The 16,184-nt window shown below is 69.4% G+C and carries 13 protein-coding genes; 11 read left to right on the top strand and 2 right to left on the bottom strand.

The features are described from left to right. Positions 1–45 precede the first annotated feature (45 nt). The 4 genes from FGW31_RS17275 (at position 46) to FGW31_RS17260 (ending at position 3,833) form a co-directional block, all read left to right on the top strand. Positions 46–729, top strand: coding sequence for a PadR family transcriptional regulator (locus FGW31_RS17275; RefSeq protein WP_142194327.1), 684 nt, complete (start codon positions 46–48; stop codon positions 727–729). A gap of 47 nt (positions 730–776) precedes the next feature. Beyond that, positions 777–1,859, top strand: a complete 1,083-nt coding sequence (locus FGW31_RS17270) for an inositol-3-phosphate synthase (protein WP_142194326.1) — start codon at positions 777–779, stop codon at positions 1,857–1,859. Between the two features lie 78 nt (positions 1,860–1,937). After that, positions 1,938–3,200: an MFS transporter gene (locus FGW31_RS17265; protein WP_142194325.1), complete on the top strand. Its 1,263-nt coding sequence runs from the start codon at positions 1,938–1,940 to the stop codon at positions 3,198–3,200. 123 nt (positions 3,201–3,323) lie between these two features. Further along, a complete protein-coding gene (locus FGW31_RS17260) occupies positions 3,324–3,833 on the top strand; it encodes an LppU/SCO3897 family protein (protein ID WP_142194324.1) in 510 nt (169 codons plus the stop codon). Positions 3,834–3,943: 110 nt separating this feature from the next. Here the strand turns inward: FGW31_RS17260 and FGW31_RS17255 are convergent, their stop codons facing one another. Further along, positions 3,944–5,410, bottom strand: coding sequence for a CCA tRNA nucleotidyltransferase (locus FGW31_RS17255; RefSeq protein ID WP_182674686.1), 1,467 nt, complete (start codon positions 5,408–5,410; stop codon positions 3,944–3,946). Between the two features lie 198 nt (positions 5,411–5,608). Here FGW31_RS17255 and FGW31_RS17250 point away from each other — a divergent pair, with 198 nt between their 5' ends. The 7 genes from FGW31_RS17250 to trxA all read left to right on the top strand — a co-directional run bounded on the left by FGW31_RS17250 (position 5,609) and on the right by trxA (position 15,414). After that, positions 5,609–7,996: a DUF6049 family protein gene (locus tag FGW31_RS17250; RefSeq protein ID WP_142194323.1), complete on the top strand. Its 2,388-nt coding sequence runs from the start codon at positions 5,609–5,611 to the stop codon at positions 7,994–7,996. Between the two features lie 44 nt (positions 7,997–8,040). Further along, the gene (gene murJ, locus FGW31_RS17245) at positions 8,041–10,365 is read left to right on the top strand and encodes a murein biosynthesis integral membrane protein MurJ (RefSeq protein WP_142194322.1); all 2,325 of its coding nucleotides are present in this window, start codon (positions 8,041–8,043) and stop codon (positions 10,363–10,365) included. A gap of 141 nt (positions 10,366–10,506) precedes the next feature. After that, positions 10,507–12,207, top strand: a complete 1,701-nt coding sequence (locus FGW31_RS17240) for a protein kinase family protein (protein ID WP_142194321.1) — start codon at positions 10,507–10,509, stop codon at positions 12,205–12,207. 28 nt (positions 12,208–12,235) lie between these two features. Beyond that, positions 12,236–12,961: an RNA polymerase sigma factor SigM gene (gene sigM / locus FGW31_RS17235; RefSeq protein ID WP_142194320.1), complete on the top strand. Its 726-nt coding sequence runs from the start codon at positions 12,236–12,238 to the stop codon at positions 12,959–12,961. Beyond that, positions 12,958–13,872, top strand: a complete 915-nt coding sequence (locus FGW31_RS17230; protein ID WP_142194319.1) for an anti-sigma factor family protein — start codon at positions 12,958–12,960, stop codon at positions 13,870–13,872. Before sigM ends, FGW31_RS17230 begins: the two co-directional genes overlap by 4 nt. Before the next feature lie 196 nt (positions 13,873–14,068). Beyond that, the gene (gene trxB / locus FGW31_RS17225; protein WP_142194318.1) at positions 14,069–15,037 is read left to right on the top strand and encodes a thioredoxin-disulfide reductase; all 969 of its coding nucleotides are present in this window, start codon (positions 14,069–14,071) and stop codon (positions 15,035–15,037) included. Between the two features lie 44 nt (positions 15,038–15,081). After that, entirely contained in the window at positions 15,082–15,414 is a 333-nt protein-coding gene (gene trxA, locus FGW31_RS17220; protein ID WP_103545205.1) for a thioredoxin, read from the top strand. A gap of 87 nt (positions 15,415–15,501) precedes the next feature. On the opposite strand, the gene FGW31_RS17215 is transcribed toward trxA, so the two are convergent. Continuing rightward, a complete protein-coding gene (locus FGW31_RS17215) occupies positions 15,502–16,119 on the bottom strand; it encodes a GNAT family N-acetyltransferase (protein ID WP_142194317.1) in 618 nt (205 codons plus the stop codon). Positions 16,120–16,184 lie beyond the last annotated feature (65 nt).

Genomic DNA, 16,184 nt, shown 5'->3' with positions numbered 1-16,184 from the left:
GGGACGAGCCCGTCACGGCACGACCGCGGCAGAGAGGAGGCGACCATGAGCCGGCGTTCCGGCATCCTCGAGTTCGCCGTACTCGGCCTGCTCCGCGAGTCCCCGATGCACGGCTACGAGCTGCGCAAGCGGCTCAACACGTCACTGGGTGTGTTCCGAGCGTTCAGCTACGGGACGCTTTACCCCTGCCTCAAGACGCTGGTCGCAAACGGCTGGTTGATCGAGGAACCGGGGAACACCACCGAGGACGCCCTCGCCGCTCCGCTCGCGGGGCGCCGCGCCAAGATCGTCTACCGGTTGACGGCGGAGGGTAAGGAGCACTTCGAGCAGCTGCTCTCCCAGACGGGACCGGACGCGTACGAGGACGAGACCTTCGCCGCGCGCTTCGCCTTCTTCGGGCAGACGTCGCGCGACGTACGCATGCGCGTGCTCGAGGGCCGCCGCAGCCGGCTGGAGGAGCGCCTCGAGAAGATGCGCGCCTCCCTGGCCCGGACCCGGGAGCGCCTCGACGACTACACGCTTGAGCTCCAGCGCCACGGGATGGAGTCCGTGGAGCGCGAAGTGCGCTGGCTGAACGAGCTCATCGAGAGCGAGCGGGCCGGGCGGGACCTGAAGGGGTCCGCCCGCGGAGGGTCCGCTCAGCAGGACACCACATCTGGAGCGACGGGCGGCCTGCCCCGGTCCGGGGACGAACCCCGGCCGGATACGCCCGACGACACCGCCACGTGAGTCCCGCCGAAGGGCGGCCTCACTCGTACACACAGGGAGCAACCGGAATGGGTTCGGTTCGCGTAGCCATCGTCGGTGTGGGCAACTGCGCCGCATCGCTGGTACAGGGAGTCGAGTACTACAAGGACGCCGACGCGGCGTCCAAGGTGCCGGGCCTGATGCACGTCCAGTTCGGCGACTACCACGTGGGCGACGTCGAGTTCGTCGCCGCCTTCGACGTGGACGCCAAGAAGGTCGGTCTCGACCTCGCGGACGCCATCGGCGCCTCCGAGAACAACACCATCAAGATCTGCGACGTCCCCAGCACCGGTGTGACGGTCCAGCGCGGCCACACCCTCGACGGTCTCGGCAAGTACTACCGCGAGACCATCGAGGAGTCCGCCGAGGAGCCGGTCGACGTCGTCCAGGTCCTCAAGGACAAGCAGGTCGACGTCCTCGTCTGCTACCTGCCCGTCGGCTCCGAGGACGCGGCGAAGTTCTACGCCCAGTGCGCCATCGACGCCAAGGTCGCCTTCGTCAACGCCCTCCCGGTCTTCATCGCCGGCACCAAGGAGTGGGCGGACAAGTTCACCGAGGCCGGCGTGCCGATCGTCGGTGACGACATCAAGTCCCAGGTCGGCGCCACCATCACGCACCGCGTCATGGCGAAGCTGTTCGAGGACCGCGGTGTCGTCCTGGACCGCACGATGCAGTTGAACGTCGGCGGCAACATGGACTTCAAGAACATGCTCGAGCGTGACCGCCTCGAGTCCAAGAAGATCTCCAAGACGCAGGCCGTCACCTCGCAGATCCCCGACCGGGAGCTCGGCGAGAAGAACGTCCACATCGGTCCCTCCGACTACGTCGCCTGGCTGGACGACCGCAAGTGGGCCTACGTCCGTCTCGAGGGCCGCGCCTTCGGTGACGTCCCGCTGAACCTGGAGTACAAGCTCGAGGTCTGGGACTCCCCGAACTCCGCCGGTGTCATCATCGACGCCCTGCGTGCCGCGAAGATCGCCAAGGACCGGGGCATCGGCGGCCCGATCCTCTCGGCGTCCTCGTACTTCATGAAGTCCCCGCCGGTGCAGTACTTCGACGACGAGGCCCGGGAGAACGTCGAGAAGTTCATCAAGGGCGAGGTCGAGCGCTAGGACCTCCCCGTTGTGGGCAGTTGAGGGTCTCCGGGTCGAACGGCCCGGAGACCCTCTTCATATGTGAGGCTGTGCCCCATGGCCGTCGTCCGTGACCTGCGCGTTCTGCTGCGTTTCCAGGGCTTCAGGCGCCTGCTCGCCGTCCGGCTGCTCTCCCAGGGCGCCGACGGTGTCTTTCAGGTCGCGCTCGCCGCCTACGTGGTCTTCTCCCCCGAGAAACAGACGTCGCCCGCGGCGATCGCCTCCGCGATGGCGGTTCTGCTGCTCCCCTACTCCGTGGTCGGCCCGTTCGCCGGCGTCCTGCTGGACCGCTGGCGCCGCCGCCAGGTCTTCCTCTACGGCAATCTGCTGCGTGCGCTGATGGCCTCGGTGACCGCCCTGCTGATCCTCGGCCGGGTTCCCGACTGGCTGCTGTTCGTCGCCGCTCTCTGCGTCACCGGCGTCAACCGCTTCGTCCTCGCCGGGCTGTCGGCCGCCCTGCCGCGCGTGGTGGATGCCGAGCGGCTCGTCGTGGCCAACTCCCTGTCGCCGACCGCCGGAACCCTCGCCGCGACCGCGGGCGGTGGTGTCGCCTTCGTCGTCCGTCTGGTCATCTCCGACTCCGACGCGGCCGTGGTGCTCGTCGGCGCCGGGCTGTACCTGTGCGCGGCCCTGGCGTCACTGCGGATGGCGAAGGAACTCCTCGGACCCGACCGTGCGTTGGTGCACCCCCGGCTCGCCACGGCGCTCACCGGCACCGTTCACGACCTGAGAGCGGCGGTACGGCACCTGGCCTCGCCCCCGCGCCGGGAGGCCACCTGGGCGCTCACCGCGATGGCGCTGATGCGGTTCTGCTACGGCGCCATGCTCGTCCTGCTGCTGATGCTGTGCCGGTACGCGTTGACCTCGACCACGGACGAGGGACTCGCCCTGCTGGGGCTGGCGTTGGGAGCTTCCGGCGCCGGCTTCTTCGCCGCTGCCGTGATGACGCCCTGGGCCGCCGGGCGGCTCGGTCCGGGCCGCTGGATCGTGGTCTGCGCCCTGGCGGCCGCGGTGCTGGAGCCCGCGCTCGGTCTGCCGTTCGCCACCGGCCCACTGCTGGCCGGTGCATTCGTCCTGGGGCTGATCACCCAGGGCGCGAAGATCGCCACGGACACCATCGTCCAGTCCGCCGTCGAGGACGGCTTCCGGGGCCGGATCTTCTCCGTGTACGACGTCCTGTTCAACGTGGCGTTCGTCGGCGCCGCCGGAGTGGCCGCCCTGATGCTGCCGCCGGACGGCCGGTCCATCCCTCTGGTCGTAACAATCGCCGTTATCTACGGAGCAGTAGCTGCGGCTATGGCACGTTTTGAGCGCCAGTAAGTGTCACATCAGCGCCACAGAGGCTTATTGCGCTACGAAGTTGTCAGTGGAGGCCGGTAACTTACGTGCGTCTTATCAACGCGACTTTCGCGTCACGCATCTATGTTCTAGGGGGACCCCCAAGTGACCACTCCGCCGCCCCAGGGCAACCCGTTCGCACAGGGCCAGCAGCAGCCCTACGGCCAGCCCCAGGGCCAGGCTCCGTACCCGCCCCAGGGCGGCTTCCCGCAGCAGGCCGGCCAGCCCGGGTTCCCCCCGCCGGGCGCTCCCGTCCCGCCGCAGCCGCAGGGCCGCAAGGTCAGCTTCAAGCTGATCAAGAACGTCGTCATCGTCCTGATCGTCGCCGGCGTCGCGATCGGCGGTTACATCTCCAGCCGCGACGACGCCAACACCGCCTCGGTCGGTGACTGCATGCACCGCGGCAGCACGGACGACAACAACCCGGACCTCGAGGTCGTGGAGTGCTCCAACGCGAAGGCCCAGTACAAGGTGCTGGCCAAGATCGAAGGCTCGTTCCTCACCGAGACCCTGGCGTCGAGCAAGTGCGAGGCCGAGGCCAAGGACTTCCAGTACACGTACACCGAGAGCGGTGACGGCAAGGACTTCCTGCTCTGCCTGAAGGACTACAAGTAGCAGGACAGCACCTCACATGCGGAGGGGCGGTGTTTCACGTGAAACACCGCCCCTCCGCACATGTGAAGCGGGGTCATGTTTCACGTGAAACATGACCCCGCTTCGTCTTCTCAGTCCTGCTGCCCGGCCCACCACTCCTTGAGTGCCGCGACCGCCGCGTCGTACTCCATCGGCCCGTTCTCCAGCCGGAGCTCCAGCATGTGCTTGTACGCCTGACCGACGGCCGGTCCCGGCTTGACGCCGAGGATCTCCATGATCTGGTTGCCGTCCAGGTCCGGACGGATGGCGTCCAGCTCCTCCTGCTCCTGCAACTGGGCGATCCTGTGCTCCAGGCCGTCGTACGCACGCGAGAGCGCCGCGGCCTTGCGTCGATTACGCGTGGTGCAGTCCGAGCGCGTCAGCTTGTGGAGCCGGCCGAGGAGCGGCCCGGCGTCACGGACGTAGCGACGGACGGCGGAGTCCGTCCACTCTCCCGTGCCGTAGCCGTGGAAGCGCAGATGCAGTTCCACGAGACGTGAGACGTCCTTCACCAGCTCGTTGGAGTACTTGAGCGCCGTCATGCGCTTCTTCGTCATCTTCGCCCCGACCACTTCGTGGTGGTGGAACGAGACACGGCCGTCCTTCTCGAAGCGGCGCGTCCGCGGCTTGCCGATGTCGTGGAGCAGGGCCGCCAGGCGAAGCGTGAGATCGGGGCCGTCGTCCTCCAGGGCCATCGCCTGCTCCAGAACGATCAACGTGTGCTCGTAGACGTCCTTGTGCCGGTGGTGCTCGTCCCTCTCCAGGTGCAGCGCCGGCAGTTCCGGGATTACGTACTCGGCGATCCCGGTGTCCACGAGCAGGGACAGCCCCTTCCGGGGGTGCGGGGAGAGGATCAGCTTGTTCAGCTCGTCCCGCACCCGCTCGGCGGAGACGATCTCGATGCGCCCGGCCATCTCCTTCATCGCCGTGACGACCTCGGGGGCCACCTCGAAATCGAGCTGGGCGGCGAAGCGGGCGGCCCGCATCATCCGCAGCGGGTCGTCCGAGAACGACTCCTCCGGAGTGCCCGGTGTCCGCAGCACCCGCGCCGCGAGATCCTGGAGACCGCCGTGCGGATCGATGAACCGCTTCTCCGGGAGCGCGACGGCCATCGCGTTCACCGTGAAGTCACGGCGGACCAGATCCTCCCCGATGGAGTCGCCGTAGGACACCTCCGGCTTGCGCGAGGTGCGGTCGTACGCCTCCGAGCGGTACGTGGTCACCTCGATCTGGAAGCTACGCTCGACGTCCCCGACGCGGGCGTCCTTCTGCGCACCGACCGTGCCGAACGCGATCCCGACGTCCCAGACGGCGTCCGCCCAGGGGCGCATGATCTTCAGGACATCCTGCGGACGGGCATCGGTCGTGAAGTCCAGGTCGTTGCCGAGACGGCCGAGCAGCGCGTCGCGTACCGAGCCACCGACCAGGGCAAGTGAGAACCCGGCCTCCTGGAAACGGCGGGCAAGGTCATCGGCGACAGGGGCGACCCGCAGCAGTTCACTCACGGCGCGGTCCTGCACCTGGCTCAGGGCACTGGTTTCTTCGTTGGCGTTCGGCACAACAGAAGAGGGTACGTGGCCCGAACGGCCGGAAGCTCACCGATTACACGGCGCGGACACCCCCGCCGATACAGGGACAAGGACCGCGCCTTCCGATCTTGTGGGCCGGTCCGCGGCACTTCCCCTCAGCGCGCATCGTTACCATGCGTGGACGCACATTCCGACGACCACTGACGATGACGAGGGACGGGCGAGCGCGTGGCCGAGGCGGCAGACTTCCAGGGGACGAGTGCCTCACCTGCCCGCCGCTGGCTGCGGCGCACCGGAGCCCTGCTCGCCGGAGCGCCGCTGCTGGCCGGGCTCATGCAGTTGCCCGCCGCCTCCCCCGCGGACGCCGCCGCGACGGACGCCTCGCAGGCCGTCTCCGGGGCGGGCTCGGTCGCCGTCGCCGTGAATTCGCTCACCCCGAGCGCCCCCACCGAGGGCGACACCGTGACCGTGTCCGGCACGGTGACCAACAAGGGCAAGCAGACCGTCACCGACGCCCACCTGGATCTGCGGGTCGGACCGCTCCTGGACACCCGCTCGGGGATCGACAGCGTCGCCAAGAACAGCGACGACCTCCAGAGCACCCTCGGCCAGGAGGCCGGCGACAAGTACGCCGAGGAGTTCTCCCAGCTCAGCCCGGGCGTCTCGCAGCCCTTCACGCTCTCCGTTCCGGTGGACGAACTGGACCTCGGGCAGGACGGCGTCTACCAGCTGGCCGTCTCCCTCGCCGGGCAGACGTCGACGCAGCCGTGGGAGCAGACCCTCGGCGTGCAGCGGACGTTCCTGCCGTGGCAGCCCGAGGAAGCCGACACCAAGACCAGGACGACGTTCATGTGGCCGCTGATCTCCACGGTCCACATGACGGCGGAGACGGGCTCGGACGAGCAGCAGACACCCGTCTTCCACGACGACGAGCTCGCCAAGGAGATCGCCCCGGGCGGGCGGCTGGACCGGATGGTCACGCTGGGCAAGGACCTCGACGTCACCTGGGTGATCGATCCGGACCTGCTGGCGTCCGTCGAGGCGATGACCGACCGGTACGAGGTTCCCGGTGAGGGTGACGACACCGTCGTCGGCGACCACCAGGACGTCGCCAAGCGCTGGCTCACCGAGGTGCAGAAGGCGGTGGCGGACAAGGAGGTCGTGGCGCTGCCGTTCGGCGACCCCGACCTGGCGTCCCTCGCCCACACCGGCACGTCCGTCACGGGCTCGCTGAGCCACCTCAAGGAGGCCACCGACGTCGCCTCCCGCACGGTGGACTCGATTCTCCACGTGAAACCCACCACGGACTTCGCCTGGCCCGTCAACGGGGCCGTCGACCCCTCCATCGTGAAGGTCGCCACCTCCGCCGGCGCGGACAAGGTGATCGCCCGCGGCGACACCTTCGAAGAGACCGGCCTGTCCTACACGCCGTCCGCGCCGCGTCCCATCGGCGGCGGCACCACGGCGGTCGTCGCCGACGGCCGGCTCTCCACGGTCTTCCAGGGCGACATGACCAGCGCCTCCACGGCCACGCTCGCCGTGCAGCGGTTCCTGGCCCAGAGCCTGACGCTCGGCCTGCAGACGAGCCGCCAGCGCAGCGTCGTGGTGGCACCGCAGCGCACGCCGACCGCGAGCCAGGCCCAGACCATGGCCGAGGCGATCGAGGCCCTGCAGGGCGCGACCTGGTCCGAGTCGCAGGACCTCACGTCGGCCGCCGAGGCCAAGCCGGACCCGGCCGCCACCACCAAGGTCCCGTCGGCCTCCTCGTACCCCTCCTCGCTGCGCAAGCAGGAACTCCCGCGCTCGACGTTCGAGCAGATCGCGAGGACGCAGACCAAGCTCGACAAGTTCAAGGTGATCCTCTCCGACCAGTCCCGGGTGGTGACCCCGTTCGGGCGGGCCCTGAACCGGGCGATGTCCGTGTCGTGGCGGGGCCGGCAGTCCGAGGCAGCCATCTACCGCAGCGGGGTCGAGGCGTACCTTGACGGCCTCCTCAGCCAGGTACGGCTGATCGACAAGTCGGAGACGAAGCTCTCCGGCCGCAGTGCCACGATCCCGGTGACGGTCCAGAACAACCTCGTGCAGGGCGTCGAGCACCTGGTGCTGCGGCTCTCCTCCACCAACCCGACGCGTCTCGAGATCGGCGGGAACGCCTACGAGGAGCAGCCCGTCACGGTCTCCGGCGGCCACAGCCAGTCCGTGAAGTTCACCACGTCCGCCCATGCCAACGGCCGGGCGACCGTGGTCGCCCAGCTGTACACGCAGGACGGCCAGAAGTACGGCGAGCCCGTCACGTTCGACGTGAAGGTCACCGAGATCACCGCGACGGTGATGCTGGTCATCGGCGGCGGCGTGCTGCTCCTCGTCCTCGCCGGTTTCCGGATGTACACCCAGCGCAAGCGCGCCGCGGCCCGCGAGGCGGCGGAGCAGGAGGCCGAGTCGGGCGGCGACGACGTCGACGGCCCGCGGAACCCGGACGCAGCCGAGGAACGTCCCCGTCAGGAGTCCACGGATGACTCGCGGGCGGATGCCCCCGAGCAGCCGAGTGACCCGGCACCGGACACCGCACCGGAAAGCGCCGACCCGTCCGGCACGGGTGAGAGAGTGGACCGTTGAGGATGTCGTGGCCGGTGGGCCCGGGACGATGAGGTGGGGTAACCATGAACGCGCCGTACGACGGTGACCGCGGCCATGCCGCGGGCAACTCGGGCTACCCCGAGTCGGACCCCCAGCAGGGTCCGCCGCCCGGGCACGACCAGGTGCCGCAGCCTCCCACCGACCCGTACCTCCAGGACACCTACGACCAGGATCCCTACCGGGCCCAGGACATCTCCGCCCAGGACCCGGTCGCCGAGGCCCTCTACGACCGCGCCGCCCACCCCCCACCGCCGCCGCCCGGCACCTACGCCCCTCAGCAGCAGCTGTACGGGCAGCCGCCCCAGTCCCCGTACGCGCCCGATCCGCGGGTGTGGGCCCCGCCCCCCGCGCCGGAGCCGGACGGTCCGACGCAGTACCTGCCGTACGGCGACGACCCCCGCACCACGCAGTACGTGGGCGTGGACGATCTGGTCGGCCAGGCGGGGGACCAGCGGCACGAGCCGGACGCCTTCGCCCACCTCTTCCGTGACCAGCAGCAGAGCGGCGCCGTCCCGGACCAGCAGCACAGCGGCGGATACCCCGAGCAGGGGCGTGCCGGGCAGCCCGGCCCGCAGCAGGAGGGCAGCCGGCAGCCGTACGAGGCGCTGCAGGTGCCCGGCCCGTCCTCGGCGCCGGGGCACTACGCGGGCGCCACACCGCCGCCCGCCGCAGAACCTCCCGCACCGGAACCGGCTCCCGCACCCGCCCCCAAGAAGGGCGGCCGGGCCGGAGGGCTGCTGAAGTCCAGTGCCGTGATGGCCGCGGGCACGATGGTGTCGCGCCTCACGGGCTTCATCCGCTCCGCGATGATCGTCTCCGCGCTGGGCCTCGCCCTGCTGGGCGAGTCGTTCCAGATCGCCTACCAGCTGCCGACGATGATCTACATCCTGACCGTCGGCGGCGGCCTCAACTCCGTCTTCGTGCCGCAGCTCGTGCGGGCGATGAAGGACGACGAGGACGGCGGCGAGGCGTACGCCAACCGTCTGCTGACGCTGGTGATGGTGTCGCTGGCGGCGTTGACCGCGCTCGCGTGGTTCGCCGCCCCGCTCCTGGTGCGCGCGCTGTCGGTCCCGGTCGCCACCGACCCCGAAGCCAACGACGTCGCGGTGACCTTCACGCGTTTCTTCCTGCCCTCGATCTTCTTCATGGGCGTGCACGTGGTGATGGGTCAGATCCTCAACGCGCGCGGCCGTTTCGGCGCGATGATGTGGACCCCGGTCCTGAACAACATCGTCATCATCGTCACGCTCGGCACGTTCATCTGGGTGTACGGCTCCGCCGCCGACTCCGGCATGACCGTCCAGAACATCCCGCCGGAGGGCGAGCGGCTGCTCGGCGTGGGCGTCCTTCTCGGCCTGGTGGTCCAGGCCCTCGCGATGATCCCCTACCTCCGCGAGGCCGGGTTCCGCATCCGTCTGCGCTTCGACTGGAAGGGCCACGGCCTCGGCAAGGCCGCCATGCTCGCCAAGTGGACGATCCTTTTCGTCCTCGCCAACCAGGCGGGCGCACTGGTGGTCACCCAGCTGGCGACCGCGTCGGTGAAGGAGACCGACATCGCCGGCACGGGCTTCAGCGCCTACTCCAACGCCCAGCTCATCTGGGGCCTGCCCCAGGCCATCATCACCGTTTCCCTCATGGCCGCCCTCCTGCCCCGTATCTCCCGCTCGGCGGCCGAGGACGACGGCGGCGCCGTCCGGGACGACATCTCCCAGGGCCTGCGCACCACGGCGGTCGCGATCGTGCCGATCGCCTTCGGCTTCGTCGCGCTCGGCGTCCCGATGTGCACGCTGATCTTCGGCTCCTCGGGCACCGGAGCGGCGACCAACATGGGCTACATGCTGATGGCCTTCGGCCTCGGTCTGATCCCCTACTCCGTGCAGTACGTGGTCCTGCGGGCCTTCTACGCGTACGAGGACACCCGAACCCCCTTCTACAACACGGTCATCGTGGCCGCGGGCAACGCGATCGCCTCGGCCGTCTGCTTCTTCGTGCTGCCGGCCCGCTGGGCCGTGGTCGGCATGGCCGCCTCCTACGGCCTGGCCTACGCGATCGGCGTCGGCGTCGCCTGGCGCCGACTGCGGTCGCGCCTGGGCGGGGACCTGGACGGCGCCCGTGTCCTGCGCACCTACGCGCGACTGTGCATCGCCTCCGTCCCGGCCGCGCTGCTCAGCGGCGCGGCCTGCTACGGAGTCGTGCAGGCCCTGGGCCAGGGCGTCGCGGCATCGTTCGCGGCACTGCTGGCGGGCGGGGCCGTTCTGCTCGGCGTTTTCTACGTCGCCGCCCGCCGGATGCGGATCGAGGAAGTCAACTCGTTGGTCGGTATGGTCCGCGGACGCCTTGGACGCTGAGGCAGGGGGTAGGCGCACAACCATCGTCAGCCACCGTGTGTCGTGCATAGCGGCGGACTGTGGGCACAATTGGTTTCGGCGTCGGAGGGCGCGCGACGGACGCCGGCCGACGCGCAATGGATGGGGAGGCAGGGAACGACGGTGGCGGAACGGAGCACAGCTGCCGTCGACGTGGCAGACAACAGCGGCGAGCAGTCGCTGACCGCACAGGCGGACCAGTCCACGGCCGACGGGGTGGCCAACAACCGGGAGCGGGACACGGACAAGGACGAGGCACAGGAGAGCACCGGGGCCGACGGCTCCGGGAAGACCTCGCCGCCCGAACTGCACAGCGGCCACAAGCTCGCCAGGCGCTACCGCCTGGAGGAGTGCGTCACCCGTCTGGACGGCTTCAGCAGTTGGCGGGCCGTGGACGAGAAGCTCCGCCGCGCCGTCGGCGTCCACATCCTGCCCGCGGATCATTCGCGCGCCCGATCCGTCCTGGCCGCGGCCCGCTCCTCCGCGCTGCTGGGCGACCCGCGCTTCGTCCAGGTCCTGGACGCCGTCGAGGAGAACGACGTCGTCTACGTGGTCCACGAATGGCTGCCCGACGCCACCGAGCTGACCACGCTCCTGGCCGCCGGCCCGCTGGAGGTGTACGACGCCTACCAGATGGTGAGTCAGACCGCCGCCGCCATGGCCGCCGCGCACCGTGAGGGCCTCGCTCATCTGCGGCTGAACCCCAACGCCGTCCTGCGCACCTCGACCGGTCAGTGGCGCATCCGCGGCCTCGCCGTGAACGCGGCCCTGCGCGGCATCAGCTCCGACACGCCCCAGCGCACCGACACCGAGTCCATCGGCGCCCTGCTGTACGCGGCGCTGACCCAGCGCTGGCCGTACGAGAGCGACGCCTACGGCCTGTCCGGCCTGCCGAAGGACATCGGGCTGATCCCGCCCGACCAGGTGCGGGCCGGTGTCCACCGCGGACTGTCCGAACTGGCGATGCGCGCACTCGCCAACGACGGTGCCACCGCCTCCCGCCACGAGTCCCCGTGCACCACGCCGGAGGAACTGGTGAAGGCGATCGGCGAGATGCCCCGCATCCGCCCGCCGGAGCCCGCGTTCGCCACTCCGCCGGACTACCAGCGCACCACGTACCAGCAGGGCACCTACGGCCGGCCCGCGCCACGTCCCGGCGTCACCCAGCCGACCCAGGTGCCGCCTCCCCCGTTGCAGAGCCGTACAGGCAAGGCGCTGAAGTGGGCCGTCTCGGCGCTGCTGATCGCCGCACTGGGACTGGGCAGTTGGCAACTGGCGGACGCCCTCCTGGATCAGGGCGGCACGTCGGACGACACCAACCAGACCCAGACGACGGACGGCGACGACAAGAACGCGAAGAAGCCGGCGAGCGGCAAGCCCGTCGCCATCTCGGGTGTACAGGACTTCGACCCGCTCGGCTCGGACGGATCCGAAAACCCGGAAGACGTGGCCAAGGTCTACGACGGAGATCCGGGCACGTACTGGCAGACGAGCTATTACGAGAGTGCCGACTTCGGCCGTTTGAAGCAGGGCGTGGGTGTCATCCTGGACCTCGGCAAGAGCCAGCAGGTCGGGAAGGTCACCCTCTCCTTCGTGGGGAACACGTCGGTCGAGCTCCGCGCCGCCCCGGGCGACGCCTTGGTGCAGCCGACGACCCCGGACGCCTACACCAAGGTCGCCGAGGGCTCCGGCAGCACGGTCACCCTCGAGCCGAAGAAGGCGGTCACCTCGCGGTACCTGCTGGTCTGGCTGACCGAACTGCCGGTGCAGGCCGACGACGGCAAGTGGCGCGGCAGGGTCGCAGACATCAAGGTGACCAGCTGAGGCCGTCTGCCTCAAGGGAGGGGAACCGATGGCGGAAGGCGCCGTATATGACGGAGTGAGCGACCAGGAACTGCTCACCCGCCATGTCGAAGGTGATTACGACGCCTTCGGCGAGCTCGTACGGCGTCACCGCGACCGGCTCTGGGCCGTGGCCCTCCGGACGCTGGGCGACCGCGAGGAAGCCGCTGACGCCGTGCAGGACGCCCTCGTCTCGGCGTACCGCGCCGCCCATACCTTCCGTGGCCAGTCGGCCGTCACGACGTGGCTGCACCGGATCACGGTGAACGCCTGTCTCGACCGTGCCCGTAAGGCCGCCTCCCGGAAGACCGCCCCGGTCGACGACACGGAGCGCCTGGAGCAACTGCTGGAGCCGCACGAGTCCGCCTCGGCCCCGGCCGAGCGCAACGATCTGCACCGGCAGCTCATCGAGGCCATGGGGACCCTCCCGGCCGATCAGCGGGCGGCACTGGTCCTCGTGGACATGCAGGGCTACCCGGTCGCGGAGGCCGCCCGCATCCTGGATGTGCCCACCGGGACGGTGAAGAGCCGCTGCGCCCGCGGCAGAGCCAGACTGCTGCCCCTGCTCGCTCATCTACGGCCGGAGGGCATCGGTGAGGGCAGGAAGCGGGGAGAGGCACGGAACCGGAAACCGGGGACGGCCGTCCCACCCGCAGCGGGTCCGCAACGAACGGACCCACCAGACGCGGAATCGAATGACCCGGCTGCAGTGAAGGGCGGAGGTGGGCGAGCGTGACGTCGACGACAGACAGGGCGGAGCACCCGGACGTCGCGGAGATCTCCGACCTCACCGAAGGACTTCTCCCGCCCGAGCGCAGCGCTGACGTACGTCGGCACCTGGACGAGTGCGCGCTCTGCGCGGATGTCCGTGCGTCGCTCGAGGAGATCCGCGAGCTGCTCGGCACGGTGCCGGGGCCGCCCCGCATGCCCGCCGACGTGGCCGGCCGCATCGATGCCGCTCTGGCCGCTGAGGCCCTGCTGCATGCCTCGGCGCCGGACCAGGGCGCCGCCGAGGTGCCTCTCGTCTCGCCTTCCGGTCCGTCCGGTGACGATCAGGCACATGTTTCACGTGAAACATCGATGCCCTCGGACCGCCCGGCCGGACGTCCCCGCTCCGCGACGACCGGACCGGGGCGCAAGGGCCGCCTGCGCAGTGGGCGCCGACGGGTCGCCGTTCTGGGGACGGTGTTCACCGTCGCCGCGCTGGGGCTCGGATCCGTGGTGCTGTCGTCCCTGAACGACAACACGGGTTCCGAAGAGGGGCCCCGGGCATCCGCCTCGGACACCTTCTCCGAAGGGAAACTGGAGAAGCAGGTCACCGATCTCCTCGCACAGGGCCAAGGGGAGGCGAAGGGCTCCAGCTCCGCCCACCCCTTCGGGATGGAATCGGAGTCCGGCGGCGCGAGCCCCAAGGTCCTCAAGCAGCCGTCGGTGCCGGAGTGCGTGCGTGAGGGCATCGGTCGCAATGACGCCGCGCTCGCCACCGAGCAGGGCAGGTACCAGGGCAAGGACGCACTGCTCGTGGTCCTTCCCGATGTGTCGGACGACACCCGCGTAACCGCGTACATCGTCGAGGCGACCTGCGTGGACAACCCCTCGGACGCCGCGGCTGAGGTCTTGCTGAAGCACTCCTACAGCCGTTCCTGAAGACCGACCGCTTCGCGCACGGTCCCTGAGTGGTGCCCCGTAGGCTGTGTGGCCTCTCCATGCTCCCCAAGGGCTCTGTTCGTGTGCCCGGGCACAGCGGGAATGCTCGCCCCTTAGGATCCGTTGGGTGGGGTGAGAGTCCTGAAAGAAGCTCCCCCCGGTCGACCGACGCAGACCAGAGACGAGGAATCAAGCCGTGAGCGACGTCCGTAACGTGATCATCATCGGCTCGGGGCCCGCCGGCTACACGGCGGCTCTCTACACCGCCCGTGCGTCGCTGAAGCCCCTGGTGTTCGAGGGCGCTGTCACCGCAGGCGGCGCGCTGATGAACACCACCGAGGTCGAGAACTTCCCCGGATTCCAGGACGGCATCATGGGCCCGGAGCTCATGGACAACATGCGCGCCCAGGCGGAGCGCTTCGGCGCCGAGCTCCTTCCAGACGACGTGGTCTCCGTCGACCTGACCGGTGAGATCAAGACCGTCACGGACACCGCCGGCACGGTACACCAGGCGAAGTCCATCATCGTCGCCACCGGCTCGCAGCACCGCAAGCTCGGCCTGCCGAACGAGGACGCCCTGTCCGGCCGCGGTGTCTCGTGGTGCGCCACCTGTGACGGCTTCTTCTTCAAGGACCAGGACATCGCCGTGATCGGCGGTGGCGACACCGCGATGGAGGAGGCCACCTTCCTGTCGCGCTTCGCCAAGTCCGTGACGATCGTCCACCGCCGGGACACCCTGCGCGCCTCCAAGGCCATGCAGGAACGCGCCTTCGCCGACCCGAAGATCTCGTTCGTCTGGGACAGCGAGGTCGCCGAAATCCAGGGCGACCAGAAGCTCTCCGGCCTGAAGCTGCGCAACGTCAAGACCGGTGAGCTCTCGGACCTGGCGGTGACCGGCCTGTTCATCGCGATCGGCCACGACCCGCGCACCGAGCTCTTCAAGGGCCAGCTGGAGCTGGACGAGGAGGGCTACCTGAAGGTGGACGCGCCCTCGACGCGCACGAACGTCACCGGTGTCTTCGCCGCCGGCGATGTCGTCGACCACACGTACCGGCAGGCGATCACCGCGGCCGGCACCGGCTGCTCCGCCGCCCTGGACTCCGAGCGCTTCCTCGCGGCTCTGGCCGACGGGGAGCAGGCCGAGCCCGAGAAGACCGCTGTCTGACCCTCATCACCCGCCTCACGCACCAACCAGTTAAAGGAGCCCCCGTGGCCGGCACCCTGAAGAACGTGACCGACGATTCCTTCGAGCAGGACGTCCTCAAGAGCGACAAGCCCGTCCTGGTGGACTTCTGGGCCGCCTGGTGCGGCCCGTGCCGCCAGATCGCGCCCTCTCTCGAAGCGATCGCCTCCGAGTACGGGGACAAGATCGAGGTCGTCAAGCTGAACATTGACGAGAACCCGGGAACGGCTGCCAAGTACGGCGTCATGTCCATCCCAACCCTGAACGTCTACCAGGGTGGCGAGGTCGCCAAGACCATCGTCGGCGCCAAGCCGAAGGCCGCGATCGTTCGCGACCTGGAAGACTTCATCGCCGAGTGACGGCTGACCGCCTCCCCGGCGGCACGTGTTTCACGTGAAACACGAATGGGCCAGCCCGCAAGGGCTGGCCCATTCGCATGACCCGGGTCAGAGGGGGCGCAGCGCCGGCTCCTTCTGTACGGCGCCCAGTAGCCGGTCCAACGCCATCTCCACGTCTTCCTTCCAGGAGAGTGTGGTCCTCAGCTCCAGCCTGAGTCGGGGGTAGGTGGGGTGCTGGCGGACGGTCTTGAAGCCCACGGCCAGCAGATGGTCGGCGGGCAGGACGCAGGCCGGTTCCTTCCAGCGGGCGTCACCGAAGGCTTCGATCGCTTTGAAGCCTCGTCGCAGCAGGTCCTTCGCCACCGTCTGCACCATCACCCGACCAAGCCCCTGTCCCTGGTATCCGGGGAGGATGAACGCGGTGATCAGCTGCACCGCGTCCGGCGCCACCGGGCTCGTGGGGAACGCCATGGAGCGCGGGACATAGGCAGGCGGTGCGTAGAGGACGAAGCCCACCGGAACGTCGTCGACATAGACGACCCTGCCGCAGGAGCCCCAGTCCAAGAGAACAGCTGAGATCCACGACTCCTTCTCCAGCGCGGCGGTGGCCGCCTTTACCGCGGCCTCGCCACTGACCGGGTCGAGCTCCCAGAAGACGCACGAACGGCAGCGCTGGGGGAGGTCCTGAAGGTTGTCCAGCGTGAGCGGTACGAGCCGACGGCCCATGAAGGCTGTTCCTCGCTTCCTTCGCCCGCAGCCTCGCGGGCGGCTGTCAGAGTGCTCCGTTCTCT

Source organism: Streptomyces calvus, from assembly GCF_006782915.1.
In the GTDB taxonomy this organism is placed as follows: Bacteria; Actinomycetota; Actinomycetes; order Streptomycetales; family Streptomycetaceae; genus Streptomyces; species Streptomyces calvus.
Note: the sequence above shows the minus strand (reverse complement) of the source record. Positions and strands in the feature narration are given on the sequence as shown.